The 25,570-nt window shown below is 70.0% G+C and carries 23 protein-coding genes; 5 read left to right on the plus strand and 18 right to left on the minus strand.

Going from position 1 to position 25,570, the window contains the following annotated elements; all coding sequences use genetic code 11:
• Position 1: 1 nt before the first annotated feature.
• From ACSQ18_RS13730 to ACSQ18_RS13745, 4 genes are all read right to left on the minus strand, one after another.
• A complete protein-coding gene (locus ACSQ18_RS13730) occupies positions 2 to 1,186 on the minus strand; it encodes a bifunctional 2-methylcitrate synthase/citrate synthase (RefSeq protein WP_436037978.1) in 1,185 nt (394 codons plus the stop codon).
• A gap of 88 nt (positions 1,187 to 1,274) precedes the next feature.
• Positions 1,275 to 2,183 (minus strand): methylisocitrate lyase, encoded by a 909-nt coding sequence (prpB, locus tag ACSQ18_RS13735; protein WP_436037979.1) that lies wholly within the window; start codon positions 2,181 to 2,183, stop codon positions 1,275 to 1,277.
• Positions 2,184 to 2,292: 109 nt separating this feature from the next.
• Positions 2,293 to 3,828 (minus strand): MmgE/PrpD family protein, encoded by a 1,536-nt coding sequence (locus ACSQ18_RS13740; RefSeq protein ID WP_436037980.1) that lies wholly within the window; start codon positions 3,826 to 3,828, stop codon positions 2,293 to 2,295.
• Positions 3,825 to 4,454, minus strand: a complete 630-nt coding sequence (locus ACSQ18_RS13745; protein ID WP_436037981.1) for a GntR family transcriptional regulator — start codon at positions 4,452 to 4,454, stop codon at positions 3,825 to 3,827. Before ACSQ18_RS13745 ends, ACSQ18_RS13740 begins: the two co-directional genes overlap by 4 nt.
• Positions 4,455 to 4,638: 184 nt before the next feature.
• On the opposite strand from ACSQ18_RS13745, the gene ACSQ18_RS13750 reads away from it, so the two are divergent.
• The 4 genes from ACSQ18_RS13750 to ACSQ18_RS13765 are packed head-to-tail and all read left to right on the plus strand — an operon-like array spanning position 4,639 to position 8,199.
• Positions 4,639 to 5,562, plus strand: coding sequence for an ABC transporter ATP-binding protein (locus tag ACSQ18_RS13750; RefSeq protein WP_436037982.1), 924 nt, complete (start codon positions 4,639 to 4,641; stop codon positions 5,560 to 5,562).
• Positions 5,559 to 7,178, plus strand: coding sequence for an ABC transporter permease (locus ACSQ18_RS13755; RefSeq protein WP_436037983.1), 1,620 nt, complete (start codon positions 5,559 to 5,561; stop codon positions 7,176 to 7,178). The genes ACSQ18_RS13750 and ACSQ18_RS13755 overlap by 4 nt, the downstream gene beginning before the upstream one ends.
• A gap of 9 nt (positions 7,179 to 7,187) precedes the next feature.
• Complete coding sequence (locus ACSQ18_RS13760) at positions 7,188 to 7,655, plus strand: GbsR/MarR family transcriptional regulator (protein ID WP_144806427.1); 468 nt, start codon at positions 7,188 to 7,190, stop codon at positions 7,653 to 7,655.
• Positions 7,656 to 7,665: 10 nt separating this feature from the next.
• Positions 7,666 to 8,199: a ribonuclease H family protein gene (locus ACSQ18_RS13765; protein ID WP_144806428.1), complete on the plus strand. Its 534-nt coding sequence runs from the start codon at positions 7,666 to 7,668 to the stop codon at positions 8,197 to 8,199.
• A 76-nt stretch (positions 8,200 to 8,275) separates the two neighbouring features.
• Here the strand turns inward: ACSQ18_RS13765 and ACSQ18_RS13770 are convergent, their stop codons facing one another.
• From ACSQ18_RS13770 to ACSQ18_RS13835, 14 genes are all read right to left on the minus strand, one after another.
• Positions 8,276 to 8,638: a VOC family protein gene (locus tag ACSQ18_RS13770; RefSeq protein ID WP_436037984.1), complete on the minus strand. Its 363-nt coding sequence runs from the start codon at positions 8,636 to 8,638 to the stop codon at positions 8,276 to 8,278.
• Positions 8,639 to 8,945: 307 nt separating this feature from the next.
• Positions 8,946 to 10,016: a class C sortase gene (locus ACSQ18_RS13775; protein WP_436037985.1), complete on the minus strand. Its 1,071-nt coding sequence runs from the start codon at positions 10,014 to 10,016 to the stop codon at positions 8,946 to 8,948.
• Positions 10,017 to 10,090: 74 nt separating this feature from the next.
• Positions 10,091 to 11,563 (minus strand): SpaH/EbpB family LPXTG-anchored major pilin, encoded by a 1,473-nt coding sequence (locus ACSQ18_RS13780; RefSeq protein ID WP_436037986.1) that lies wholly within the window; start codon positions 11,561 to 11,563, stop codon positions 10,091 to 10,093.
• A gap of 414 nt (positions 11,564 to 11,977) precedes the next feature.
• Complete coding sequence (locus ACSQ18_RS13785) at positions 11,978 to 12,610, minus strand: LuxR C-terminal-related transcriptional regulator (RefSeq protein ID WP_436037987.1); 633 nt, start codon at positions 12,608 to 12,610, stop codon at positions 11,978 to 11,980.
• Positions 12,611 to 12,984: 374 nt separating this feature from the next.
• On the minus strand, positions 12,985 to 13,470 hold the full coding sequence (locus tag ACSQ18_RS13790; protein ID WP_436037988.1) for an NUDIX domain-containing protein: 486 nt from the start codon (positions 13,468 to 13,470) through the stop codon (positions 12,985 to 12,987).
• A gap of 15 nt (positions 13,471 to 13,485) precedes the next feature.
• Entirely contained in the window at positions 13,486 to 14,499 is a 1,014-nt protein-coding gene (locus tag ACSQ18_RS13795) for an aldo/keto reductase family protein (protein ID WP_144806434.1), read from the minus strand.
• Between the two features lie 116 nt (positions 14,500 to 14,615).
• Complete coding sequence (gene rlmN / locus ACSQ18_RS13800) at positions 14,616 to 15,839, minus strand: 23S rRNA (adenine(2503)-C(2))-methyltransferase RlmN (RefSeq protein ID WP_436037989.1); 1,224 nt, start codon at positions 15,837 to 15,839, stop codon at positions 14,616 to 14,618.
• A 30-nt stretch (positions 15,840 to 15,869) separates the two neighbouring features.
• Positions 15,870 to 17,495 carry an ABC transporter ATP-binding protein gene (locus ACSQ18_RS13805; RefSeq protein WP_436037990.1) on the minus strand — a complete coding sequence of 542 codons (1,626 nt, stop codon included), beginning with the start codon at positions 17,493 to 17,495 and terminating at the stop codon, positions 15,870 to 15,872.
• Positions 17,492 to 18,013, minus strand: a complete 522-nt coding sequence (locus ACSQ18_RS13810; protein ID WP_436037991.1) for a GbsR/MarR family transcriptional regulator — start codon at positions 18,011 to 18,013, stop codon at positions 17,492 to 17,494. Before ACSQ18_RS13810 ends, ACSQ18_RS13805 begins: the two co-directional genes overlap by 4 nt.
• A complete protein-coding gene (locus ACSQ18_RS13815) occupies positions 18,010 to 19,437 on the minus strand; it encodes a serine hydrolase domain-containing protein (RefSeq protein ID WP_436037992.1) in 1,428 nt (475 codons plus the stop codon). The genes ACSQ18_RS13810 and ACSQ18_RS13815 overlap by 4 nt, the downstream gene beginning before the upstream one ends.
• Positions 19,434 to 20,324 carry an ABC transporter permease gene (locus ACSQ18_RS13820; protein WP_436037993.1) on the minus strand — a complete coding sequence of 297 codons (891 nt, stop codon included), beginning with the start codon at positions 20,322 to 20,324 and terminating at the stop codon, positions 19,434 to 19,436. Before ACSQ18_RS13820 ends, ACSQ18_RS13815 begins: the two co-directional genes overlap by 4 nt.
• Positions 20,317 to 21,249, minus strand: coding sequence for an ABC transporter permease (locus ACSQ18_RS13825; RefSeq protein WP_144806441.1), 933 nt, complete (start codon positions 21,247 to 21,249; stop codon positions 20,317 to 20,319). Before ACSQ18_RS13825 ends, ACSQ18_RS13820 begins: the two co-directional genes overlap by 8 nt.
• Positions 21,246 to 22,592 (minus strand): M14 family zinc carboxypeptidase, encoded by a 1,347-nt coding sequence (locus ACSQ18_RS13830; protein ID WP_436037994.1) that lies wholly within the window; start codon positions 22,590 to 22,592, stop codon positions 21,246 to 21,248. Before ACSQ18_RS13830 ends, ACSQ18_RS13825 begins: the two co-directional genes overlap by 4 nt.
• A gap of 104 nt (positions 22,593 to 22,696) precedes the next feature.
• The gene (locus ACSQ18_RS13835; protein WP_436037995.1) at positions 22,697 to 24,283 is read right to left on the minus strand and encodes a peptide ABC transporter substrate-binding protein; all 1,587 of its coding nucleotides are present in this window, start codon (positions 24,281 to 24,283) and stop codon (positions 22,697 to 22,699) included.
• Between the two features lie 236 nt (positions 24,284 to 24,519).
• Between ACSQ18_RS13835 and ACSQ18_RS13840 the strand changes: the two genes are divergently transcribed.
• Positions 24,520 to 25,458 (plus strand): PRD domain-containing protein, encoded by a 939-nt coding sequence (locus ACSQ18_RS13840; protein ID WP_436037996.1) that lies wholly within the window; start codon positions 24,520 to 24,522, stop codon positions 25,456 to 25,458.
• Positions 25,459 to 25,570: the final 112 nt, after the last annotated feature.

Genomic DNA, 25,570 nt, shown 5'->3' on the forward strand with positions numbered 1-25,570 from the left:
GTCAGCCCTCGGCTTCCGCCTCGCGCAGCGAGATCGCGGCGGTGCCGACGTCGTCGACGAAGCCCGCGATGTGACGCTCATCGGGACCGACGTACTCCGACAGCGGCCGGATGAGCGCGTTGGCGGCAGTCTGCTCCATGATGTGGGCCGTCCAGCCGACGACGCGCGCCGCGACGAACAGCGGCGTGAAGGTCAGGGTGTCGAAGCCCATGAGGTTGTACGCCGGACCCGACGGGTAGTCGAGGTTCGGGTAGATGCCCTTGCGCGCGACGAACTCCGCCTCCAGCGTCGCGTAGAGCGCTTCGACGTCGGGGCGGTCGTAGTGGGCGATCAGCGTGTCGAGGGCCGCCTTCATCGTCGGCACCCGGGAGTCGCCGCGCTTGTACACGCGGTGCCCGAAGCCCATGATCTTGCGCTTCTCGGCGAGCGCCTTCTCGAGCCAGGGCACGACGGCATCCGCGTCGCCGATCTCGTCGAACACGTGCAGCACCGCCTCGTTGGCGCCGCCGTGGAGCGGCCCCTTGAGTGCACCGATCGCGCCGACGACGGCGGAGTACAAGTCGCTGAGCGTCGAGCTGATGACGCGGGCCGTGAACGTCGACGCGTTGAAGGAGTGCTCCGCGTAGAGGATCATCGACCGGTTGAACGCGTCGACGACGACGGGGTCGCTCTCCTCGCCGAAGGTCATCCAGAGGAAGTTGGCGGCGTAGTCGAGGTCGTCGCGCGGGGCGATCGGCTCCTGCCCGCGCCGGCGGCGCTGCCCGTAGGCGACGATGGCCGGCAGGGCGGCGAACAGGCGGATGCTGCGGGCGAGGTTGTCCTCGCGCGTTCCGCTCGCGTCGAGCACCGACCCGGTGCCGGCGAGGTCACGGGCGCCGAGCACGCTGACGGCGGTGCGCACCTCGTCCATGGGATGCGCATCGAGCGGAGTGAGTTCGATCGCGGCACGCACATCGTCGGCCAGCGCGCGGTGCGAGCGCTCCACGCGGCGGAGCTCGGCCAGCTGCGCGTCGTCAGGCAGCTCGCCGTGCCAGAGCAGGTACGCGACCGCCTCGGCCGACTGCGTCGCCGCCAGTTCGTGCACGGGGTACCCGCGGTACAGCAGGGAGTTCGTGTCGGGGTTGACCTTGCTGATGGCGGTGACGTCGGCGACGACGCCGGCCAGCCCCTTCTTGATGTCGGTCATGGCGTAGCCCTTCTGTCGTTCCGGTCGTTGAGCGAGGAGCGAGGAGCGAAGCGACGAGACCAAACGCGTTTCGTCTCGCTCGGCTCGCTCAACGACCGGGAGTGTCGATCTGGAAGTTGAAGATGTCCTGGTCGAAGTGGTTGTACTGCTCGTAGTCGATGAGGTCGTACAGGTCGGCGCGATGCTGCATCTCTCCCAGCTTCGACGTGAGGTGTCCGTCTTCGGTCAGCGTATCCAGTGCACGGCCGGCCGCGCCCATCGCGATGCGCAGGAGGGACACCGGCCAGATGACGATGGCGACTCCGGCGTCCCGCAGCTGCGCCGAGGAGAACAGCTCGGACTTGCCGAACTCGGTCATGTTGGCGAGAACCGGCACCCCCAGCGCCGAGGCCATCGCCTCGAACTCGCCCAGATCGCGCATGGCCTCGGGGAAGATCGCATCGGCTCCGGCATCCACGAGTGCTTTCGCCCGATCGATCGCGGCGTCCAGTCCGTCGACGGCGCGGATGTCGGTGCGCGCCATGATGAGGAAGTCCGGGTCGCGGCGGGCGTCGACGGCCGCGCGGATGCGCTTGATCGCGGTGTCGGCGTCGACGACCGCCTTGCCGTCGAGATGGCCGCACCGTTTGGGATTCACCTGGTCTTCGATGTGCGCGCCGGCGACACCCGCATCCTCGAGGGTCTGAATCGTGCGGGCGACGTTCATCGGCTCGCCGAAGCCGGTGTCGGCGTCGATGATCGCGGGAAGGTCGGTCATCCGCGCGATCTGCTGGCCGCGAGTGGCGACCTCGGTGAGCGTCGTGAGGCCGATGTCGGGGAGGCCGAGGTCGGCCGACAGCACCGCCCCCGAGATGTAGACCCCGTCGAAGCCCTTCCGCTCGATGAGGCGCGCGGAGAGGGGATTGAACGCGCCGGGGAACTGCAGCAGCTCGCCCGCGGCGAGCCGCTCGCGGAGCCGCCGACGCTTCTCGGTGGCCGGGACGGTGGAGTACAGCATCAGAAGCTCCTCGCGGGTTCGGGCGTTTCGTCTCGTCGCTGCGCTCCTCGCTCAACGACCGGGGCCGGGGTCCGGTCGTTGAGCGAGCGCAGCGAGACGAAACGCAGCATCAGAAGAGTCCCGACGGTCGCGGCGCCGCGTCGAGCACGCCCGCGCGGGCGACGAATCCGAGCGCGCGCACCTCGTCGGCCGTGAGCTCGGGCAGGCGCTCGGCGAGCGCGAGGAACCGGTCGATCTCGGCCGGCTCCAGCACGGGCTCGGCGAGGAGGCGGAACTTGCGCACGTAGTCGGCGCGCGCGAACGGCCTGGCCCCGAGCGGGTGCGCGTCGGCGACGGCGATCTCGTCGACGAGAGTCGAGCCGTCGGTGAGCGTGATCTCCACGCGTCCGCCGAACGCCTTCTCGGCGGGATCGTCGGAGTGGTAGCGGCGCGTCCACTCGGCATCCTCGGCCGTCGTGATCTTCTGCCACAGCGCCACGGTGTCGGCACGGGAGGCGCGCTCCGGCGTGTACGAGTCGACGTGATGCCAGCCGCCGTCCTGCAGCGCCACCGCGAAGATGTACGGGATCGAGTGATCGAGCGTCTCGCGCGACGCCGTCGGGTCGTACTTCTGCGGGTCGCCCGCGCCCGAGCCGATCACGTAGTGGGTGTGGTGGCTCGTGTGGAGCACGATCGAGGCGACGTTCGCCGGGTCTACGAGCTCCGGATGCGCACTGTGGAGCTTGCGCGCGAGGTCGATCCACGCCTGCGCCTGATACTCGGCCGAGTGCTCCTTCGTGTACGAGTCGAGGATGCCGCGCTTGGGCTCGCCCGGCGCGGGGAGGGGAACCTCGTACGACGCCTCGGGCCCGTCGAGGAGCCAAGCGATCACGCCGTCCTCGCCTTCGTAGATCGGGTTGGGCGACGTCTCGCCGCGCATCGCACGATCGACCGCCTCGACGGCCATCTTGCCCGCGAAAGCCGGAGCGTGGGCCTTCCACGTGGAGATCTCGCCCTTGCGGGACTGCCGGGTCGCGGTGGTCGTGTGCAGGCCCTGAGCGACGGCCTGTTCGATCGTCTCGACGTCGAGCCCGAGCAGGGTGCCGATGCCCGCCGCCGCCGAGGGGCCGAGGTGGGCGACGTGGTCGATCTTGTGGCGGTGGAGGCAGATCGCCCGCACGAGGTCGATCTGGATCTCGTATCCCGTCGCGATGCCGCGCACGAGCGCTGCGCCGTCGGCGCCGACGTGCTGGGCGACGGCGAGGATCGGGGGGATGTTGTCGCCGGGGTGGGAGTAGTCGGCGGCGAGGAAGGTGTCGTGGTAGTCGAGCTCCCGCACCGCCACACCGTTGGCCCATGCCGCCCATTCCGGGCTCGTGCGGGTCTCGGCCGTGTCGCTCGGCACGCCGAAGATGCTCGCGCCCTCCCCGCCGCGCGAGACGGGGTGGTCGAGGGCCTGGGCGCGCGCGGCGCTCACGGGGGCACGCGTGAGCGAGGCGGCTGCGACGGCCGCGTTGTCGATGATCCGGTTGATGATCATGTCGACGACGTCATGATCGACGGCGACGGGATCGACGGCGACCTCCGCGATCTTGTGCGCGAGCTGGTCCTCCCGGGCGAGGTTCTCGTCGCTGCGGTGGACGCGGACGGTGTGGGCGACGGTCATGGGGTTGCCTCCAGGGAGTCGAGGATGCCGGTCAGGGCGTTGTGCAGATGGACGTGCGTGGCGTGCGCGGCGAGGTCTCCGTCTCCGGCGGCGATCGCGTCGGCGATGACCCGGTGCTCGGCGACGGATGCCGTCAGCCGCGCCGGCCGGTCACGCGCCAGGCGACGCACGCGCACGAGGTGGGTACGCACGGTGCGGAGGGCGGCGGTCAGGTAGTCGTTGGCGACGGCGGTGTCTACGGCCGCGTCGAAGCGCGCGATGAGGGCGTAGTAGTCGTCGGGCGCGGCGCTCGGGTCAACCGCCGAGAACTCCGTGGCGAGGGCGGCGAACACGGTCGGATCACCCCGGCGCGCGGCCAGTCGAGCGGAGCTCTCTTCGAGGGCCCGGCGGAGTTCGAACAGTTCGCGGATGTCGTCGGCGTCGATCGCCGTGACGACGGTGACGCGCGGTGAGGCCTGGGCGACCAGTCCGTCGGCGGCGAGCCGGCTGAGGGCTTCGCGCAGCGGGGTGCGGCTGACGCCGAGTCGCGTGGCCTGCTCCACCTCAGCCAGCACGGCGCCGGCGGGCAGAGTGCCCGACTGGATCTCGTCGAGGAGGGTCGCGTACGCCCGGTCGCTCGCTCGCATCGCTGGCTCCCTCCGCCGATTCGACCCTTCTACTGTATACACAAGCCAGGGAATGTGGCACTTTAGCTGCGCATCATGCGCATGATGCATACACAGCGAGGAGACTCGCACTGATGGAGATCCGGCCCGATCCTCCGGCATCCGTATATTCACAAATTTGTGAAATCGGTGTAGCCTCCGGAGCATGACCACTGTCGTCCGCACGAGCGGGCTCACCAAGATCTACACGCGCACCCACGCTCTGGACGGCCTCGACCTCCGTGTCGACGAAGGCCAGATCCACGGATTCCTCGGACCCAACGGAGCCGGGAAGTCGACGACGATCCGCATCCTCCTCGGGCTGGCGCGAAAGACCGCCGGCGAGGTCACCGTCTTCGGTCGCGATCCCTGGCGCGACGCCGTCGACCTGCACCGGCGCATCGCCTCCGTCCCCGGAGACGTGAGCGTCTGGCCGAACCTCACCGGCGGCGAGGCGATCGATCTCCTGTCACGCCTCCGCGGCGCCCGGCGTCACGATGCCGCCTACCGCGCCGAGAAGGAACGCCTCTCGGAGGTGTTCGACTTCGATCCGCGCAAGAAGGGCCGCACCTACTCCAAGGGGAATCGGCAGAAGGTCGCACTCATCGCCGCCTTCGCCGTGCCCGCCGATCTGTACATCCTCGATGAGCCGACCAGCGGTTTGGACCCGCTCATGGAGGTGATGTTCCGGCAGGAGATCCAGCGCGTGCGGCAGGCCGGAGCCACGGTGTTGCTGTCGAGCCACATCCTCTCGGAGGTCGAGCAGCTGTGCGATCGGGTCTCGATCATCCGGTCGGGTCAGGTCGTCGAGACCGGCACGCTCGCCGAACTGCGTCACCTCACACGCACCCAGATCTCGTTCGAGGCCCCGGATGCCACGGCCGCCGCCGGCATCCCCGGCGCGCACGACGTCGCCGCAGCCGACGGGCGGGTGAGTTTCAGCGTCGACAGCGACGCCGTCGCCGACACGCTTCCAGAGCTGGCGAAGCGTCGTGTCGTGGGGCTCCGGGTCGCTCCCCCCTCGATGGAGGAGCTCTTTCTGCGTCACTACGGCGACGACCTCGCAGCGCTCGAGGGCGACGCGCGATGAACCGTGTTCGCGTCCTTCTCGGGCAGCGCGCACGTCGGGACGGTGCGCAGGTCGCGCTGTGGGCCGGGGGCGCGGGCCTGCTGGCGTTCGCTGCGTATGCAGGGGTGGACGGGACGTACGGCAGCGAGGGCGATCGGACATCGCTCCTCGCGGCCGCCCTCGCGAACCCCGTCATCCTGCTGTTCCGCGGGCTGCCGTCGGGCACGGCACCGGGCGCATTCATCGTGTTCCTGATCTTCCCCTGGCTTGCGCTGCTGGCCGCCTTCATGAGCACGTTCCTCGCGGTACGGCACACGCGCGGCGATGAAGAGGCGGGCCGCGCCGAGCTCGTCGCGGCGACGCCCGCCGGTCGAACGCTTCCCATCGTCACCACCGTCGTGCACGGCATCCTCGCCAACGCTCTGCTCGCCGCCCTGATTGCAGGGGCGCTGATCGCCGTCGGCCTCGACGCATCCGGAGCGGCACTCGCCGGGGTCGCCGCCGGTGCTGTCGGCGTCGTGTTCCTCGGTGTCGGGCTACTCGCCGCACCGCTCGTCCGCTCGTCGCGGGCCGCCAACAGCGCCTCCGTCTGGACGGTGCTGGTCACGTTCGTCCTCGCGGGGACGGGCAACGCCCTCGGCACACCGAGCGACGACCTGACGCGCATGGAGAGCTCATGGGTGACGTGGCTGTCGCCGTTCGGGTGGGGCGAGAACACCCGCGCGTTCGACGCCGACCAATGGGGCCCGGTGTACCTGTGCCTCTTCGTGGGTCTCGCGCTCGCGGCGATCGCCGTCGCTCTCGCGTCGGTCCGCGACCTGGGCAGCAGCTTCCTCGGCGAACGTCGCGGCCGCGCAGAGGGGTCCGCGCTGCTCTCCCACCCGGTCGGGCTGGTGTGGCGACTCACCCGCGGCGCACTGCTGGGCTGGGCGATCGGCGGCTTCCTCGTCGGTGTGCTGTCGACGTCGCTCGCCTCGATCGTCGCCGAGGTCGGCGCGACGAACCCCGCCGTCGAGGACGTCCTCCGACAGATCGCGGGTCAGGGAAGCATCGCCCAGGGAACGGTCACGACGTTCTTCACGATGATTGGAGTGTTCGCCGCGTGCGTAGCGGTGCAGACCGTCTGCCGAGCACGACAGGAGGAGGCGCACGGCACGGCGGAACCACTCCTGTCGGCCCCCGTACACCGTGTGCGCTGGCTCGCCGGCTACCTGGCGGTCGCGCTGCTCGGCATCACGGCCGTCATCGGAGCGGGGGTCCTCGGTGCGGCGGCGGGTATCGCCGGCGGAGACGGCGACGCGTCACTGATGCGGACGGTCGTGATCACCGGTGTGGGGCAGGTCGCCGCGGCATCCGTGTTCCTCGTCGTCACGGCGCTCCTGTTCGTCGTGGCGCCCAGACTCACGATCCCGGCAGGGTGGACGCTCGTGCTCGTCGCGATGGTCCTCGGCCTCTTCGGGCCGCTGTTCCAGTTCCCCGAGTGGCTCGTCCACGTCTCCCCGATCGCTGTGACTCCGCTCGTCGACGGGGAGGACGTCGATCTCCGCGGACTGTGGTGGCTCCTCGTGGCGACGGCAGCCGGAGCGACGGCATCCCTCGCCCTCATGCGTCGGCGTGAGCTCGCCCCGGCGGGTTAGGGTCAGAACATGGGGGATCATCCCGGCACCGCACCGGCCGAGCAGGCGGCAGCCCTGCTGGCAGCCGCGGGGATGTCGCGCATGCCGGCCCGCGTAATGATGGCGCTCGTCGGCTCCCCCGACGCGGGATACACCGCCGCCGAACTCGGCGAACGACTGGGAGTGTCGCCCGCCGCGGTCTCGGGCGCCGTGCGGTATCTCGTGTCGATGCGGCTCATCCAGCGGGTGTCGAAGCCGGGTGAGCGTCGCGACCGCTACGACCTCGTCGACGACGCGTGGGCAGGGATGATCACGGCGAACGCGCCGATGTATGCGACGCTCGCGGCAGCGATGGACGACATCGCCGACGAGAACGTCGACGCTCCCCTGTCGGTGGCCCGTGCGCGCGACGTCGCCGACTTCCTGCGTTACCTCGCCGAGCGGATGCCACTCCTCGCCGACGAGTGGCAGGCCGAACGCCAGTCGCGCCGCCGGTAGCCTTGTCCGAGTGAGCGAGACCTCCCGATACGTCGTGGCCACCGACGGCGCGTGCAAGGGCAACCCCGGACCGACGGGCTGGGCCTGGGTCGGTGAGGACGGTCACTGGGCGGCCGGGTCGCTCCCCGAGGGGACGAACAACATCGGCGAACTGCTCGGTCTTCTCAAGGCCATCGAGGACCATCCCGCCGTGCGCGAACTCGTCGTGCAGGCCGACTCGAAGTACGCGATCGACACCTACTCGTCGTGGATGGATGCGCACCGTCGCCGCGGGTGGAAGACCTCTACGGGCGCGCCCACCAAGAACCGCGACCTGCTCGAGCAGCTGATCGTCGCGCGCGACGCACGTCGAGCGGCGGGACTCCCCGACGTCGTGCTCGAGCACGTACGCGGCCACCGCGGGCACGTGCTCAACGAGTGGGCGGACGAGCGTGCGGTGCGCGCGGCGGAGCACGCGGCATCCGGGACGGCGAGTGCGTGGTCGTCGCTCAGCGGCCACCACGAGGTGCTCGACGTGTCGGCGGCACCGTCGCGCAAGCGCTGAGTCGACGCGCCGAGCGCGGGCGCGGCGACCGACGAGCAGGGCGTGGCGTGACCACCCGCGAAGCGGAGCGTGCGGGCTAGAGGCCCGTCGTGCCCTCGAAGAGGCCGATGTGGTTGCCGTCGGGATCGACGATCACGGCCCACCAGCTGGTCTCGGTGATGTTGTCCTTGGGGAGCGCGACGGAGCCGCCGGCGGCCTCTGCCTGGGCGATCGTGTCATCGATGGAGTCGACCTCGACGTACGAGCGCGGCTGGGTGAACCCCTCCGACCGGGGCGCAAGACCTCCGCCGCTGATGCCGTTCGGCGCCTGCCACATGGGGTAGCCCTCGAAGCCGGGCATCTCCGCGAGCTGCCAGCCGAACAGCGTCGAGTAGAACGCGGCGCCCTTCGCGAGGTCTGAGACCGGGATGTCGATGTGGGTGATGTCTCCGTGCGCCATGTCGGTCGCCCTTCTCTGTGTGGGTGTGTGGGTGTGTGCGTGCGTGCGGCCAGTGTGCTCCCACCCGCCGACATCCGCCAGGTGTGTCACGTCTCGTCGGATCGGGTCGGGATCGTTGCGATCTGTGCAGGACCGGGTGGGGATCGGTGCGGAACCAGAGGGTGGGCTCGGGTGGGAGTCGGGGTCGTGGTCGGGTGGAGAAAGTGAGGGGCCGGTATCGCAGGGACGACCGGCCCCTCAGGAGCGCCTTCCCGAAAAGGACGCTCCGGCTCCGCACCGTCGGCTGGGGAGGCGCCGGTGCGGAGAGTCAAGGACGGAGGAGGGCGTGTACCTCCGTGTCGGTGGCGGGACCGGTGTCTGAACGGCTGTCATCGCTATCGCTGCCGGTGTCGCCGGTATCCGCGTCGGTGCGCGTCGGCTCGGTGGACGTCGGCTCGTGGGGCGTCGGCTCGGGGGGCGTCGGCTCGGGGGGCTTTGTGGCATCCGCCGTTCGTCGGCGCGGCCGGCCGGCGAGCCACACGTAGAGTGCGGCGGCGAGAACGACCGCGCCGAGGAGCACGGCCCACCAGGGGAAACCGGGGATGTCGGGCACCTGGCCCGCCGCCTTCACGTCTTCGATGGGCGTGGGCGTGATGCGCTCCCCCGTGACGAGGATGCGCTGGGTGTTGATTCCGAGCGGAGTACAGGTGACGAGGGTGACGAGGTCGTCGCCGCGGACCGGACGCAGCGTCTCGGTCTCCGTCGGCTCGACCACCTGTGTCTGGCGCACCCGGTACGTGAGCGTCTCGCCGAAGATCTCGATCGTGAGGGTGTCGCCGACCTCGACGCGGTCGAGGTTCGTGAAGAGCTCGGCGCTGGCGAGACCGCGATGCGCCGTGAGTACGGAGTGCGTGGACGTGCCGCCGACGGGGAGCGACGTGCCCTCCAGGTGCCCCACGCCGCGCAGCAGCGTGAGGTCGCTCGTGCCGTGGTAGATCGGGAGATCGACGGAGATGGAGGGGATCTTCAAGCGACCCATGAGTCCGCCGCTGTTTGCGACGAGCTGCTCGCCGTACGGCCTCTCCGCGTCTTCCTCGGCCTCTGCGGTCGGAACGTTCGCGTTCGCTCCCACGACCGCCTCGCCCGTGAGCCGCGCGTTGTACGCGTGAGCGGCCTCGAGTGCCGCACCGAGTCCTTCCGCCGGGAGCTGGTCGACCTCGTCCGACAGGGCCGCGATGATCTGCGACTGCTGATACTGCGTGATCCACGCGGCTGCCGTGGGGTAGAGGAGCGTGACCGCGCCGACGACGAAGATCGCCGCGACGAGGAACGGCACCAGGCGGCTCGGCCTGCGCCGTTCGCGCCGAGCGCGACGTCCCGTGGAGACGGAAGAAGTCATGACGTGTCCTGTCGAAGCCGGCGGCGGGGAACTGGTCCCCGCCGCCGGTGTTCATCGAACGGTGCTCGAGCCGATCAGCTCAGCGTTGCGTCCGCGTGGCGGCGGCGACGGGCGGCGAGGACCGCCAGACCGACGGCCAGGGCCACGAGGCCGACACCCGCCGACATCAGCACCAGGGTGCCGTTGCCACCGGTGAGGGGCAGGCTGATGGCCGGCTCCTGCGGGTTGGGAACGGCGACCTCGACCGGGGTGGCGAGGGATGCCGCGGAGACGACGACGGGGATCGGCGTACCCGACGTGATGTAGCCGTCCGGTGCCTCGAGCTCCTTGAGGTAGTACGTGACCGAACCGGCGGCATCGGCTCCGGCCCACAGCCCGGGGATCACGACGGTGCCGTCGGCGGCGGTGGTGAAGGTGGTCTCACCGTCGACCACGATGGCGTTGGTGCCGGCGTTGGCGTCGGCCTCCGTCGGGTACACGCTGAAGACCGCGCCCGTGAGGACCGCGTTCACGTCGCCCTCAGCGTGCTTCAGGATCTCGACCGCGCCCCAGTAGGTGTTCACCGTGTTGGTGTCGGTGCCGTTGCCCGTGGTCGGCTCGTTAATGAAGACGGTGCCGGTGTTGGGGATGTCGCCCGTGCCGCGCACGATCGTGTCGAGCTCGAGCACGAGGGAGCCGCCCGGGGCGGCCTCCAGCGCGGCGAGGCTCGCGGCGTCGAGGGTGACCGTGACCGTGCCGCCGAGGCCCTCGGCATCCGCACCGACGTGCGTCTCGGTGAACGTCAGCGGCGTGCCGTCGAGGGTGAGGCGAGCGGGCGCGGTGTACTCCAGGCGACCGTCGAGCGTGTCGACGAAGTGGAACTCGGTGAACGACTCGCCGTCCGGGAGGGCCGGGACGGTGGCCTCGATCGACCAGGTCACCGTCGAGCCGAGACCCGAACCGTCGGGGTCGTCGACAGTCTTGGCGACCTGAGTGAGCGAGTTCTTCGGGTACACGTTGACGTCGGAGTTCCACTCGCCGTTGCCGAGCGGAACGGGAACGGTCACCACGAACGGCGCCGCTTCGAGGATGACGTTGGCGGGCGAGCCGTCGGGCAGCGTCGCTCCCGAGGAGTCGGTCTCGACGACCAGGTAGGCCCCGTTGGGGAGGCTCTGCGTCGGCGTCGAGCCGTCGGCCGCCGTGGTGAGGACGATCGGGGTGCCGAGCGCGGTGGCCAGCGACGGGTCTGCCGCGTAGTCGTTCGCCAGGTCCCAACCCGCCTCGGTCGTGAGGTCGATGTCGGTGATCGGGTACACGGTGAACTCGACGTTGCCGAGGGCCACGAGTCCGGTCGTGTCGATCGGCTCACCGCTGTCGTTGGCGGCGCCGACGGGCGACGGCTGCTCGAACTTGTGGATGGTGAGCGAGCCCGGACCGTCCGGGAGGTCGTACGGCGTCGCGGCCATCGCGGGCGCCGCAGCGGCGACCGCTCCGACGAGCGCGAGGGCTGCTGCCCCCGCTGCGGCGGCCCAGCGGCCGGCGCGGCGGTTTCGGATCGAGTGATTCATGACTGCACTGCTCTTTCTCTGTGATGACGGGTTGGTGGGGGTCTGGGGTGTGGCGGTCTGGTGTGGCGGTGCGACTCTGAATTCGGGTTCGGTTCGCATTCGGGTTCGGGTTCCGGAGGCCAGGACGCGGCGGTGTCGACGCGTCGAGCACCCATGACGCGCGGCGCGCGTGGAGGAGTGCCTATGGATGAAGACGAGCGAGGCTTCCGAATCTCACGCTCTTTCCCCCAGGTGAATCAGATGCGGGGGTGCGCGTGATTCGCCGGTCGGCTCGCGGTGCCTGCACGACCCTAGGGAGCACCGACGAGCACGACCCAGCGGAAGTCGGGGAATCCCTCAGCGCTCAGGGTCTACACCCGGAGTGCTCGCGCGAGCACACCCGCAGTGATGGGGGTATTGGTCGCGGGTGCCGGCCTACTGCGGCGGGACGAGCCCGTCCTCGACCGCTCGACGGAACAGATCGACCTTCGTGGGGGCGGCGCGATCGGATGCCGCATACTTTGCCCGGATGCGACGGATGTGGTCGTGAACGGTCGCGGTCGACACGAACAGGGCCGCCGCCACCTGATCGGCGGTCTCCCCCGAGGCGTACAGGGTGAGGACCTCGGCCTCTCGCGAGGTGAGCTTGGAGCTCACGAACGGCACGTCGGAGTCCAGAGCCGCCGCCCAGTCCACTGTCGCGACGGGCTCGCCGGCAGCGGCGTGGCGGACGGCGGCGACGATGGCCGCCGGGTCCTCGGTCTTCCGGATCATGCCGATCGCGCCCGCTCGCGCCGCCTCGCGCACCAGGTGCGCCCGGTCACCCGAGGTGTAGGCGAGCACGCGCGCGCCAACGGGGTGCAGCCGACGGATGTTCTCGGCCGGAGAGCTGCCGTCGGCGAGGACGAGGTCGAGCAGGACGACGTCGAGTTTCAGCCGCCACGTCAACAGTTCCGTCACCGTCGCTCCGCTGGCGGCGACCTGGACGCCCGGTTCGGCGGCGAACAGCGCGGTGGTGCCGAGGACCATCGCGGGATGGTCGTCGATGATGCCGATGCGAATGTTCATCCGCCCTCCAGCCACCTCGTCGCGGGTGCGTTCAGCGCACACACTAGTCTTCGCCCGCGCTGCGCGCAGGGGGGGGGAGCCGGGGCGGGGCTGGGGAAGCCCGCCCCGGCATGCCCAGTCGCTCGGCAGGGCCGCCGATCCCCCGATCGGCGCTCGCGTGCCCGCAGCGAAGTCGACGCCCGATCGGATTGGGGAGCGTCCGTGCGTCGACGTGCGTGAGCAGTCACAGCAAACACGGCCGGAGACGCCACGATCAAGCCGAACGCCCGAAAGCCCGTACTACTAAGGGGCCGCTGCGCCGACGCGGCCGCGGGGCAACCCCCATCTATAGGGGTGCGCGGTCCGGGTTCCCCGACGCGACCGACGGCGGGGACTCAGCGAGCCTCACGCAGCAGGTCGACCAGGCGGTCCAGCGCGGGACGCTGTCCCGCGACGAGGCGTTCGCGTGCAGCGGGCACCGGCATCCACTCGGCTCGATCGACCTCGGGAAAGGTCGCCCGCCGCCCCGAGCGCGGAGGCCACTCGATCTCGAACGTGCCGTACGTGAACTCCGTCGGCGCGAAGGACGCACCGTCGGCGACGAAGACCGTCACCCGCTTTCCCGACGAGTACGCGAATGTGCCGAGTTCGGCATATGAGACGTCGGATGCCGAGGGAGGCTCGACGCCGAGCTCCTCGCGGAACTCGCGGCGGGCTGCATCGAGCATGCCCTCACCGTCTTCCACCTCGCCCTTGGGGATCGACCACGCCCCCTTGCCCTTCGATGACCAATACGGTCCGCCCATATGCGCGACGAGCACCGTCACCCCGCCCGCCTCGTCGAGGCGATAGAGCAGGATGCCGGCGCTCGTCGCGGGCATACGGCATCCGTCCGATCAGGCCGGACGGCTCTTCGGCGACACCGTGTACGTCAGTTCCACGTCGGTGACGGCGGCCGGAGCGAGGGCCGCATCGATCGCGGCCTTCGTGTCGTCGTCGAGGACGACACCGGAGGCCTTGACGGAGTCCTCGAGCTGCTCGGGGCGCGAGGCGCCGACGAGGGCCGCGGCCACGTTCGGGTTGTGCAGGACCCAGGCGATCGCCAGCTGCGGCATCGTCAGTCCGGCATCCGCCGCAATGGGCTTCAATCGCTGCACCGCCTCGAGCACGTCGTCCTGCAGGAAGCGCTGGATGAAGTTGGCCCCGCTCTTCTCGTCGGTCGCGCGGGACCCCTCGGGCACCGGCTGTCCGGGAAGGTACTTGCCGGACAGCACGCCCTGCGCCATCGGCGACCAGACGATCTGCGAGATGCCCAACTCCTCCGAGGTGGGGACGACCTTGCCCTCGATGACGCGCCACAGCGCGGAGTACTGCGGCTGGTTCGACACCAGCTGGAAGCCCAGCTCCTTCGCGAGGGCGTGACCGTCGCGGAGTTGTTCGGCCGTCCACTCGCTCACGCCGATATAGAGCGCCTTGCCCTGACGGACGATGTCGGCGAATGCCTGCATCGTCTCCTCGAGCGGGGTCTCGTAGTCGTAGCGGTGCGCCTGGTAGAGATCGACGTAGTCGACGCCCAGACGGCGCAGCGAGCCGTGTATGCCGTCGAAGACATGCTTCCGGGACAGGCCCTGATCGTTCGGCCCCTTCTTGCCGATCGGCCAGTAGACCTTCGTGAAGAGCTCGTACTCTGCACGCTCGAGCCCCTTCAGAGCTTTGCCGAGCACGACCTCCGCCGCCGTGTTGGCGTAGGTGTCGGCGGTGTCGAAGGAGGTGATCCCGAGATCGAGCGCCTTGTGGACGGTCGCGATGGCGGCGTCGTCGCCGACCTGAGAAGCGTGCGTCACCCAATTGCCGTAGGTGATCTCCGAGACCTTGAAGCCGCTGTTGCCGAGATAGCGATAGTTGACCATGTGTCCACGCTAGTCCCGCGGGAGGGGGGGTGGGCGCGACGTTCGTCGGCGCCGTAATGCGGGTCGAGCGCTCCCTGACCCGCACGATGACGCCGACGAATCGCTCGGCGACAGGCTCAGGCGCGAGTCGCGGCGGCCTTGTCCTCTTCGGTGGCGACGAGCTGACCGCACGCGCCGTCGATCTCCTTGCCGCGGGTGTCGCGGAGGGTCGTCGGGATGCCGGCGTCGTTCAGGCGGCGGACGAACTCGTTCTGCACGGGGACCTCGGATGCCGTCCACACCGACCCCGGTGTGGGGTTCAAGGGGATGGGGTTGACGTGCACCCAGCCCCGCCCGCGGGCGTTGAGCTTGTCGGCCAGCAGGTCGGCGCGCCACGCGTGGTCGTTCATGTCCTTGATGAGCGCGTACTCGATCGACACGCGGCGACCGGTCTTCTCGAAGTAGTTGCGCGCGGCATCCAACGCCTCGTCGACCTTCCAGCGCGAGTTGATGGGGATCATCTCGTCGCGCAGGCCGTCGTCGGGCGCGTGGAGCGACAGCGCGAACGTCACGGGGATGTCCTCGGCGGCGAGCTTGTTGATCGCGGGGACGAGACCGACCGTGGAGACGGTGATGCCGCGCGCGCTCATGCCGAGTCCGTGCGCCGGATCGACCATGGCGCGCACCGCCGTGAGCACGCGGTTGTAGTTCGCGAGCGGCTCTCCCATGCCCATGAAGACGATGTTCGTGACGCGCTCGCCCTCGTGGTGCGCGCGTCCGAACCCGCCGTCGGCGATGAGGCGATTGGCACGGACGATCTGCTCCACGATCTCGGCCGCCGACATGTTGCGGGTCAGACCCGCCTGGCCCGTGGCGCAGAAGGGGCAGTTCATGCCGCATCCGGCCTGACTCGACACGCACAGCGTGATGCGGCCCGGATAGCGCATGAGCACCGACTCGACGAGGGCGCCGTCGTGGAGCTTCCACAGGAACTTGATCGTGTCGCCCTTGTCGGTCTCCAGCCGCCGCACCTCGGTGAGCAGCGGGGGCAGCATCGCGGCGACGAACTCCTCACGCCCCGCCGCCGGCAGGTCGGTCATGGCCGCGGGGTCGGACGTGTAGTGCTGGAAGTAGTGCTTCTCGAGCTGCTTCGCGCGGAAGCCCGGCATCCCGAGCTCTTTCACGCGCTCGACGCGCTGTTCGGGCGTCAGGTCGGCCAGGTGCGTGGGGGGCATCCCGCGCTTGGGGGCCGCGAACTGCAGCAGCGGCTTGCCCTCGGCGTCGGTGCGCTGCGTCCAGCCCTCGGTGCGCGGGCGCACCTGACGGGGGCCGGTCGCGCGCACGGGGGTGGAGTCTTCCATGGGATCCAGGGTAGACGAGGCGCCTGGGCGTCAGCCCGTCGGGACCGCTTCGCGTCGGCGGGCCTGCTCGACGGGGTCGGGCACGGGCGACGAGGCGATGAGTGCTCGGGTGTACGGATGCTGCGGCCTCCGCAGCACGTCGACGCGCGAGCCCTCTTCGACCACCCGTCCGCGCTGGAGCACCACGATCCGGTCGCACAGCTCGTCGACGACGGCCAGATCGTGGCTGATGAACAGGCAGGCGAAGCGGAGCTCGCGCTGCAGGTCGCGCAGGAGGTCGAGGACGGTCGCCTGCACGGAGACGTCGAGAGCGCTCGTCGGCTCGTCGGCGATCAGCAGGCGCGGCCGCAGCGAGATCGCACGCGCGATGGCGACGCGCTGCCGCTGGCCCCCGGAGAGTTCGTGCGGGTAGCGCCGGTGCCACGCCGACGGGAGTCCGACGGCGTCGAGCAGCTCCGCCGTGCGCGACCGGAGCTCCGCGCCACGCAGGCCGCCGTGCACGCGGAGCGGCTCCTCGATGGAGTCGCCGATCGTGTGACGCGGATCGAGCGCGGCGGTGGAGTTCTGGAAGACCACGCCGACGCGACTCTTGACGGCCACGGCGCGGCGACCGCGCACGCGTGCGAGGTCGACGCCGTCGATGCGGACCGCGCCCGACGAGATGGGCGCGAGCCCGAGCGCGCACCGACCGATGGTCGACTTCCCCGAGCCGGACTCGCCGGCGAGGGCGACGATCTCCCCCTCTCCGACGCGGAGGCTCACGTCGTCGACGGCGGCGACCGCGCGGGCTCCGCGCCCGTACACGACCGAGAGGGCGTCGACCTCGAGGACGGCCGTCTCGGCGGCCGGCACGGCACGCTCGGGAGCACCGAGCCGTGGGACGGCGGCCAGCAGCCGCCGCGTGTAGTCGGCCTGCGGCGCGGCGAAGAGCTCACGCACCCCCGCCGACTCCTCCACGCGTCCGTCGCGCATGACCACGACCCGGTCGGCGATGTCGGCGACGACCCCCATGTCGTGGGTGATCATGATGATCGAGGTGCCGATGCGGTCACGCAGCCGCCGGAGCACGTCGAGCACTTCCCGCTGCACGGTGACGTCGAGCGCGGTCGTCGGCTCGTCCGCGATGAGGATCTCGGGATCGCACGCGAGCGCGATCGCGATCATGACGCGCTGGGCCTGGCCCCCGGACAGCTGATGAGGGTAGCTCCCGAGCCGAGACGCAGGATCGGCGATCTCGACCTGCTCCAGCAGCTCGATCACTCGCGCGCGGCGCTCCGACCGGGTCATCCCGGGTCGGTGGACGATCAGCATCTCCTCGATCTGCGAACCGATCGTGAAAACGGGATCGAGGGCGCTCCCCGGGTCCTGGAAGACGACGCCGATGCGGGTGCCGCGCACGGCCTCGCGCTGAGCGGGACTCATGGCCAGGAGGTCATCGCCGTCGAGCAGTGCAGTGCCGCGCACACGCGCCCCGCGCGGAAGCAGGCCGACGAGCGAGAGGGCGGTCACGCTCTTGCCCGAACCCGACTCCCCCACGAGCGCCACCACCTCGCCGCGATCCAGCGTGAACGAGACGTCGCGCACCGCGTGGACCGTCTCGGCTCCCACGACGAAGTCGACCGACAGACCGGCCACCTCCAGCAGCGCGCCGCTCACGAGGCGTCGTCCTCGTCGGCGCCGGAGTCCCGGTAGGCCTCCCAGTCGCTGAGCATCTTGCGGTGATATCCGACGAGCCAGACCATGTAGCGCCGCGCGTTGTTGAGCCGCGTGCGCGGGCCCACGGCGTCGGGCGCCACGGCATCCAGTCCGTACTCGATCGTCGACGTGATGCGACGGGCGTAGTCGCGTTCTCCGGCGAGGAAGCTGCCCCAGACGTCCTCCTCGACGCGGAAGTAGCGACTGCGGTCGCCCGGCAGGGAGTGCGGCTTGAGGAAGCCGAGGCTCACGAGCGCCCGCGTGGACATCGAAACGGCACCGGCGCTCGCGCCGAGCATGTCGGCGATCTGAGCCGACGAGAGGAACGGGCGATCGACGATGAGGAGCAGCCCCAGAACGCGGCCGTCCATGCGGGGGTTGCCGGCAGCTCCCCACGCGAAGGCGAAGTCCTCGACGAAGGTGCGCAGCTCCTCGGGCAGATCGAGGGTCGCCACGTCGTCCGTGCCTGGATCCGTCACAGTGCCATCCCCTCCAGGAGCCGCCCGGGCTCGGGCTGAGCCATCGCGTCGGTGAAAACGTCGAACGGCCACATCGTCATGCCGCTCCACGTGATCGATTCCACCGCACCCGAGCCGCTTCGCGCCACCTCGACCGGCTCGCCCGCCGCGCCGAAGCTGGCGCGGGCGGGCATACGGAGTGTGCCGTCGGCATCCGTCTCCACCTTCTCGGCGAAGCGGGCGGGGTCGTCCAGCTGCGGGTGGAGCGCGAAGGTCGCACCGCCCAGGTGGGCCAGATCCAGCACCGACCACAGGCTCGCGTAGCGCCCCTCGACCCCGTCGACGCGGTCGTCGTCGTCGGCGTGCGACAGCGCCAGTCGCAGCAGCGAGACGGCGCCGGTCGCGAGCGTGTCGGCGGGTCCGTCGATCGCGTTCGTGAAGACGCTCACGACGAGGTCGTTCTTCGGGTCGAGCCACGTGCGGGTGATGTGGCCGGGGTAGCCGCCGCTGTGCCCGACGAGCAGGTCGCCGTCGAGCTCGAACAGCTCGAAGCCGAGGCCGTAGTGCCGGTGCGCGCCGCCGATGTCGATGCGGGAGACGCGGTACTGCGCCTGACGCTTGCTGTCGTCGCCGAGCAGGCGGTCATCGCCCAGCGCGTGGGCGGCCAGGTAGGCGCTCGTCTCGGTCGCCGTCGAGAACCACCCGGTCGCCGCGGCCATCGCCCGCGTGTCGACGTGCGGAATCACGCGCCGCGCGCCCTTGAGCGCGAAGCGGGCGGTGTGACCGGCGGCGTACTCGTCTGCCCGCGCCGACTGCCACTCCGAGCCCGAGCGCTCCAGGCCCAGCGGCCGGCAGATGTTCTCGCGGGTGAAGGTGTCGTAGTCGGTCCCCGAGGCCGCTTCGATGATGAGCCCCAGGACCGAGTAGGCGACATTGGAGTACTTGAAGTGCTCGTTGCGGGCGAAGATGCGTCCCTCGGTCCGGCAGATGTCGACGATGCGCTCCCGGTCGGGGAAGGCCGCCCCGCGCTGCCAGTAGTCGGCGTCGCGGCCGTCGCGCACGACACCTCCCTGGTGGGCGAGCAGCTCACGCACCGTGATGGATGCCAGGTCGGAATCGGCCAGTTCGGGCACCCACTGGGACACCGTGTCGTCGAGGCGGAGCGCGCCGCGCTCGGCCAGCTGGAAGACCGCGGTCGCGGTGAACGTCTTCGAATGCGACGCGATGCGGAAGAGGCTCTCGGGGGTCAGCTGCTCGCCGGTCTCGAGGTCGGCCGAGCCCCAGGCGAACTCCAGGACGAGCTCGCCCCGGTAGCGGATCGCCGCCTGGATGCCGGGCACCTCGCGGTGCTCGCCGGCGTACGCGAACCACCGCGCGGCGTACTCGGCCGCGCTGCGCACGGCATCCCGTCGACGGGTATCCACATCGGGAGAGGTGACGGTCACAGTCGGCGTCCTTTCGGGTCGAGCGCATCCCGCAGGATGTCGCCAAGGGTGATGAGCGCGAACACCGTCACGCTGAGGAAGAGGGCGGGGAAGACGAGCATGTGCGGGGAGCTCCCGAAGTACGACTGGGCGTTCGCCATCTGCAGCCCCCACGAGATCGAGGGCGATCGCAGGCCGACGCCGAGGAACGTGAGGGTCGACTCGGCCACGATGATGCTGCCCACCATGGTCGCGGTGATCGCGAGCACCGGTCCGATCGCGTTGGGCACGACGTGCATGACGAGGGTGCGCGTGTGGGAGATGCCCATGGCCCGCGCGGCGCTGATGTAGTCCATGTTCCGCACGGTGCGCACCGAGGTGCGCACGAGCCGCGCCAGCGTCGGCCAGCTGAACGCCGCCAGCACGACCGCCACGACGAACGGCGTGCGCTCCCCCACGCTGTTGAGCACGATGATCGCGCCGAGGATGAACGGGAAGCCGAGGAAGACGTCGGTGAGGCGCGAGATGAGGATGTCGGCGAAGCCGCCGAAGTAGGCGGCGAGGGTGCCCACGACGATCGCGATCGCCAGGGCGATGACCGTGGCAGTCACACCGATGAACAGCGACGTGCGCGCCCCGTGGATGACGTTCGCGTAGATGTCGCAGCCCTGCAGATCGGTGCCGAAGACGTGCGCGGCGTTCGGGGGCAGCTTGCTGTCACGCAGTTCGCACGCGCGCGGATCGGGCTGACCGAACAGCCCGCCCACGGCATCCGGGAACAGCGAGATCACGGCGAGCACGGCGAGGATGGCGGCGCTGATCCAGAACAGGGGACGGCGGCGCAGGCTCGTCCACACGCCCCGGCTGACGGTGACGTGTTCGAGGGCGGCCGCGGCGGTCTCAGTCATGACGGCTCCGAGGGTCCAGCAGTGAGTTGAGGAGGTCGACCACCACGTTGAGGATGAGGAAGATGAGGATCAGCGTCGTCCCCACCCCCACGACGGTCGGACCTTCGTGCGTCCGGATGGCGCTGAAGAGCAGCTGACCGATGCCGGGGAGGTTGAAGATGCCCTCCACCACCACCGCTCCGCCCAGCAGGAAGCCGAGGTCGATCGCGACGAAGGTGAGCACGGGGGCCACCGAATTTCGCATGACGTGCAGCCCGACGATGCGCCGGCCTGGCATCCCCTTGGCCCGCAGGGTGCGGACGAAGTCGGACTCCATCGAGTCGATGACGCTGCCGCGCATCAGGCGGGCGATCGAGGCGAGGCCGAACAGCGCGATGACCGTGGCCGGGAGGATATAGGCGACGGGCCACCCGGCATCCGTGCCCGCGATCGGCAGCCAGCCCAGATGGAGTCCGAACACGAGCTGGGCGGAGACGGCCACGACGAAGATGGGGATCGAGGTGGCGAGGATCGTGCCGAACAGCACGGTGCGGTCGATCGCGCTGTCGCGGCGCAGTCCCGCGATCAGGCCGAGCGCCACCCCGATGACGACCTCGATGACCCAGGCCGTCAGGGCGAGCGTGATCGTCACGGGCCAGCGCGAGGCCATCCGGTCGGCGACGGGAACGCCCGAGAAAGTCGTGCCGAGGTCGCCGGTGAACAGACCTCCGAGGTAGCGCAGGTACTGCTGCCAGAGCGGATCGTCGAGGTGGAACTGCTCCCGCAGCTGCGCCACGACGTTGTCGGGCAGCGGGCGATCGCCGCCCAGCGCCGCGATCGGGTCGCCCGGGAGCGCCCACACGGTGGCGTAGATGATGAACGTCACGCCGACGAAGACGAGGGCGAACTCCGCGATGCGAGCGCCGATGCGGCGCGCGAGGATCATCCGTGCCTCCGTCTCACCGTCGCCAGCACGGCAGCCAGCTGCACACCCACGAGCGCCGACACGGGAGCGGGTACCAGGTCGGTGTCGGTTTCTGCGGCGAGCCACTCCCGGAAGATGCCCTCCAGCTCGATCGAGGCCGACCGCACCGCCTCGCGGGCCACGCCGGCCTCGACCTCGACGGCGAGTGCACGACGAAGGATGCCGCCGAAGCGGAGCCGGAAGGTGCGCGCGACTTCGCGGTTGCCGAAGACCTCCGCGACCGTCGCGGGGCGGTCCAGGGCGGGGTCCGCGAGGCGGGCACGCTCGGCGCGCGCGGCTTCGCCCATGCCCGGCGCGAACGCCTCGCTGGCGCGGCGGAAGGGCGAATCGATCACCAGCGCCGGGCGCACGGCATCCAGGATCCGCCCCAGGAGGACGTTCAGCTCCTCGAGCGCGTCGGCCTTCTCGGCGATGACGTCGCGGTACACGCGCGACGTGGGTGTCGTGTCGGCGGCGTCGGGATGCGTCCAGTACGGGAGCTCGGCGATCATCGTCGTCGTGCCGTAGCGCTCCAGGTAGTCGGCGGTGCCGGCCCCGCCCGAGCGTGTCTCCGGGGGCAGTCCGAGCGCTTCGCGATGGTCGTAGCGTTCGCGGGCGAGAGGGGCGCGGAAGACCGCGTCGTCGAGCCGGGCCAGCCCGTCCATCTCGGGCTCGCCGACGTCCAGCGGCAGGTCGAACGCCGCGGGAAGGTCGCGGAGCTCGCGGGCGAGGGTCGTGTCGTGCTCGTTCAGGTAGAAGTACACCCCGCCGAACTCGGCGTTATGCAGGCCGACGAAGACGTCGGGACGAACGCGGTCGAACAGCGCCATGAGAGCGCGGGTCTCGGGGATCGGGTGGTCGAACCACGCCTGCTTGTAGTCGAAGGGGAACGACCACTCCACCTGCTCGGCGGGGGCGGGGCGGTAGAACCCGGTGAAGTACGAGAGACGATCGGCCGAGCCGAACCACGACTCGTTCAGACGCGCGCCGTCGGGGTCGGCGCAGGGCACGATGTGCCACGTGGCGTCGAGGGCGGACAGCTCGGGCGCCTCCAGGAGGAGTCGGACGAGGTGCTGCACCGTGCGGAACCCGATGGGTTCGTTCGGGTGCACGCCGCCGGCGATGACGACCTGCAGCGGACCGTCGCCGAGGGTGAAGTGATCGATCGGCGAGCCGAGACGCGACTGGCCGATGACGGCGTGGCGGATGCGGTCGGGGTTCTCGTCGCGCCAAGCCAGCAGGTCGGCGCGCAGTTCGTCGATCGTCGGGAAGCCGTCGATCGGCGGCAGCCGGCGGGCGAGCGCGAGGAGCGGATCGTGCGTCATGGAGAGCTCTCGTGACGGGGAAGGGGGAAGGGGGTGACGGGGGCGGGGTCGAGGGGGAAGGGGGTGCGGAGCGCCCCGGGGGGTGGGCGCTCCGCACCGCCGCGTCAGTCGCCGAGGACGATCGACCGGTAGGTGGGGTTGCCCACCGGCGACGTCACCAGGTCGGCGACCCGCTCCGAAGTGACGTAGGAGTACTTCTCGAAGAAGAGCGGCACGGCCGGGAACTCGGCCTGGATCAGCTCCTGCACCTTGGCGTACGCCGAGCCGTCGGTCGACAGGTCCGCGTCGGCGGTGGCGATCGCCGCCGCGACGTCGTCGCTGTACCAGGGGATGCAGTTCGTGCACCCGCCGCCTTCGATGAAGAAGACCCGGAGCGTCGCCTGCTGGCTCGGATAGAGCGCACCCCAGCGCGAGAAGAACGGACCGTCGATGTTCTCGTCGTTCCGGTTCTGCAGGAACTCGGCCCAGTCGGCGCTCGGCTTCGCCGTCGCCTCGATGCCGAGGTTCTGGCGCAGCTGGTTGGCGATGGCCTCGTACAGCGGGTCGAGTCCGCTGCCGCCGGGGTAGTAGATCTCGAGCGGGCCGTCGAAGCCGCCGGCCTCGTCGAGCAGGGCCTTGGCGGCATCCGGGTCGTACTCGCAGTACTCGCCGCAGATGCCGGTCGGGGTGCCGGGCTCGATCGCCGGGGTCCAGGCGGTGGCCGGGTCGTAGGTGCCGCCGTAGATGACGTCGATGATCGCCTCGCGGTCGATGGCCATCGAGATCGCCTGACGCACGCGGATGTCGCTGTACGCGTCGTTCCACAGCGGAAGGCCGAGGAAGGAGATGCCCGGGGCTTCGAACGAGTAGAGGCGGTCGCCGAAGTCGCCGCCGGCCTGCGTCAGCTTGGATGCCGGCACGCCCGCGACGTCGAGGTTGCCCGCCAGCACGTCGGTGTAGGCGGTCTCACTGTCGGTGTAGGGCTTGAACGTGATGCGGTCGACGGTGGGCTCCTCGCCCTGATAGTCCTCGTACGCCTCGAGCACGATCGGCTCGTTCTCGACGTAGTCCTCCGCGAACTCGAACGGGCCGTTGCCGATCGGGTGGGTGTTGTACGCGTCGAAGTCCTCGAGCGCCGAGGCGGGCATCGGGAACATCGCCGTCTGAGCCTGCGTGACCTGCAGCGGGAACTGGCTGTCGGCGCCGGTGAGCTCGACCGTGAAGGTCTGCTCGTCGACGACGGCGAGGCCCGACATCTCGGTGGTCGACGGCTCACCCTCGGCGGGGTTGAGGTCGGCGTAGCCCACGATATTGGCGAGCTGACCGGAGTTCTCGAACGCGTTCGGCCCGTAGGCGACCGCGTTCCAGCTGTCGACGTAGGTCTGCGCCGTCACCGGGGTGCCGTCGTGGAAGGTCCAGCCGTCGCGGAGCGTGACGGTCCAGGTGATCGCGTCGTCGGACTCGATGGACTCCGCCTGGACGTACTCGAGCGTGCCGTCGGACTCGAGGAACGCGAGCGGCGCCCAGACCGCCATGTTGACGTCGTAGGCGACCGACTGGCGGCCGGGGATGATGAGCTGCGGGTCGGTGGCGGCGACGCTGATCTCCGTGGGTGCGTCGTCGTCGGTGGGTGTGGTGCCGCCGCTGCACGCGGACAGCGCGAGGGCGGTGACGGCGGCGGCGGCTGCCACCGCGAAGAGCCTCTTGTTCATTTTTCCTCACAAAGGAATCACTGAGACAGGGATGGTGCGGGACACGGTGCCGGGTTGTCAGCACGGGCCGGGCTGCGCGGGCCGCGGCGGCGCGTACGGGGTGTGTACGTACGCTCACCATAGGGGCTGGTCTTTTCGAACTTTCAATACGAAATGAAACCTTTACATTTCGGAAACGCACCGCGGGATGCCGCGGAGTGGCTGTCTGCTCGGCGGCGCCTCCTAGAATGCTCGGCATGAGCACCCCCGGCGATGCCGCCCCCTCGGGACCGGCATCCGCGCCCGCGCGACCGCCCGTCGCGCACCCCGTTCCGGTGCACCGCGTGCTCAACAACAACGTCGTCATCGCGATCGACGAGTCGGGGCGCGAGCGGGTGCTCATGGGCCGGGGCCTCGGATTCCAACTGAAGCCGCACGACGTGATCGACCCGTCGAAAGTCGAGAAGACGTTCATCCTCGACGCCGGCGCGCAGGGCGAGCGCGAGCGGCGACTGCTCGTCGACGTGCCGTACGCCACGATCGAGGCCGTCACGCGCGCCGTCGACGAGGCGGAGCGCATGCTCGGCCGACACCTCGACCGCCACCTGACGATCGCGGTGATCGACCACGTCCACTACGTGCTCGAACGCCTCGACCAAGGGCTCCGCATCCCGACCACGTCGATGCCGGAGCTGCGCGTGCTCTACCCGCACGAGTTCGCGGCAGCGGATCGCATGGCCGCCTCCCTCGCGGCATCCCTGGGTCGCCCCCTTCCCCCCGAGGAGGCGGTGTTCCTCACGATGCACCTCCTCAACGCGACGCGCGACGAGCCCAACGGCACCGCCGCGCTGCTGCTGCGCCGCCTGCAACACGTCGTCGACGTCGTCGAACAGCGGCTCGGTGTGACCTTGGATGCCGGGAGCGCCGACTACGCGCGGTTCATCCTGCACGTGCAGTTCCTGCTGCAGCGGCTCGTCAACCGCACGATGCTCGTGGGCAACGACAGCTCGTTCTTCGAGTTCGCCAAGCACAGCTACCCGCAGTCGCACGCCATCGCCGAAGAGGTCAAGAAGTACGTCTTCGCCGCGACGGAGGCCGCCCTCACCGACGAGGAGGTGCTGTACCTCATCGTCCACGTCGAGCGGTTGCGGTCTCAGGTCACCACTGGCGGCGGCGCGGGTCCTGTGGTAACTTGACCTCCGCAGGACCCCGTCCTGCCGAGATCTCCGGATCGTTACCGCGACAGCGGGCGAAACCTGGACTCACATCACGACCGATTCCGATCGGGTCGAGGTGAACGAGTCCAGG

This window comes from Microbacterium sp. LjRoot45 (genome assembly GCF_964253325.1).
Taxonomy (GTDB): domain Bacteria; phylum Actinomycetota; class Actinomycetes; order Actinomycetales; family Microbacteriaceae; genus Microbacterium.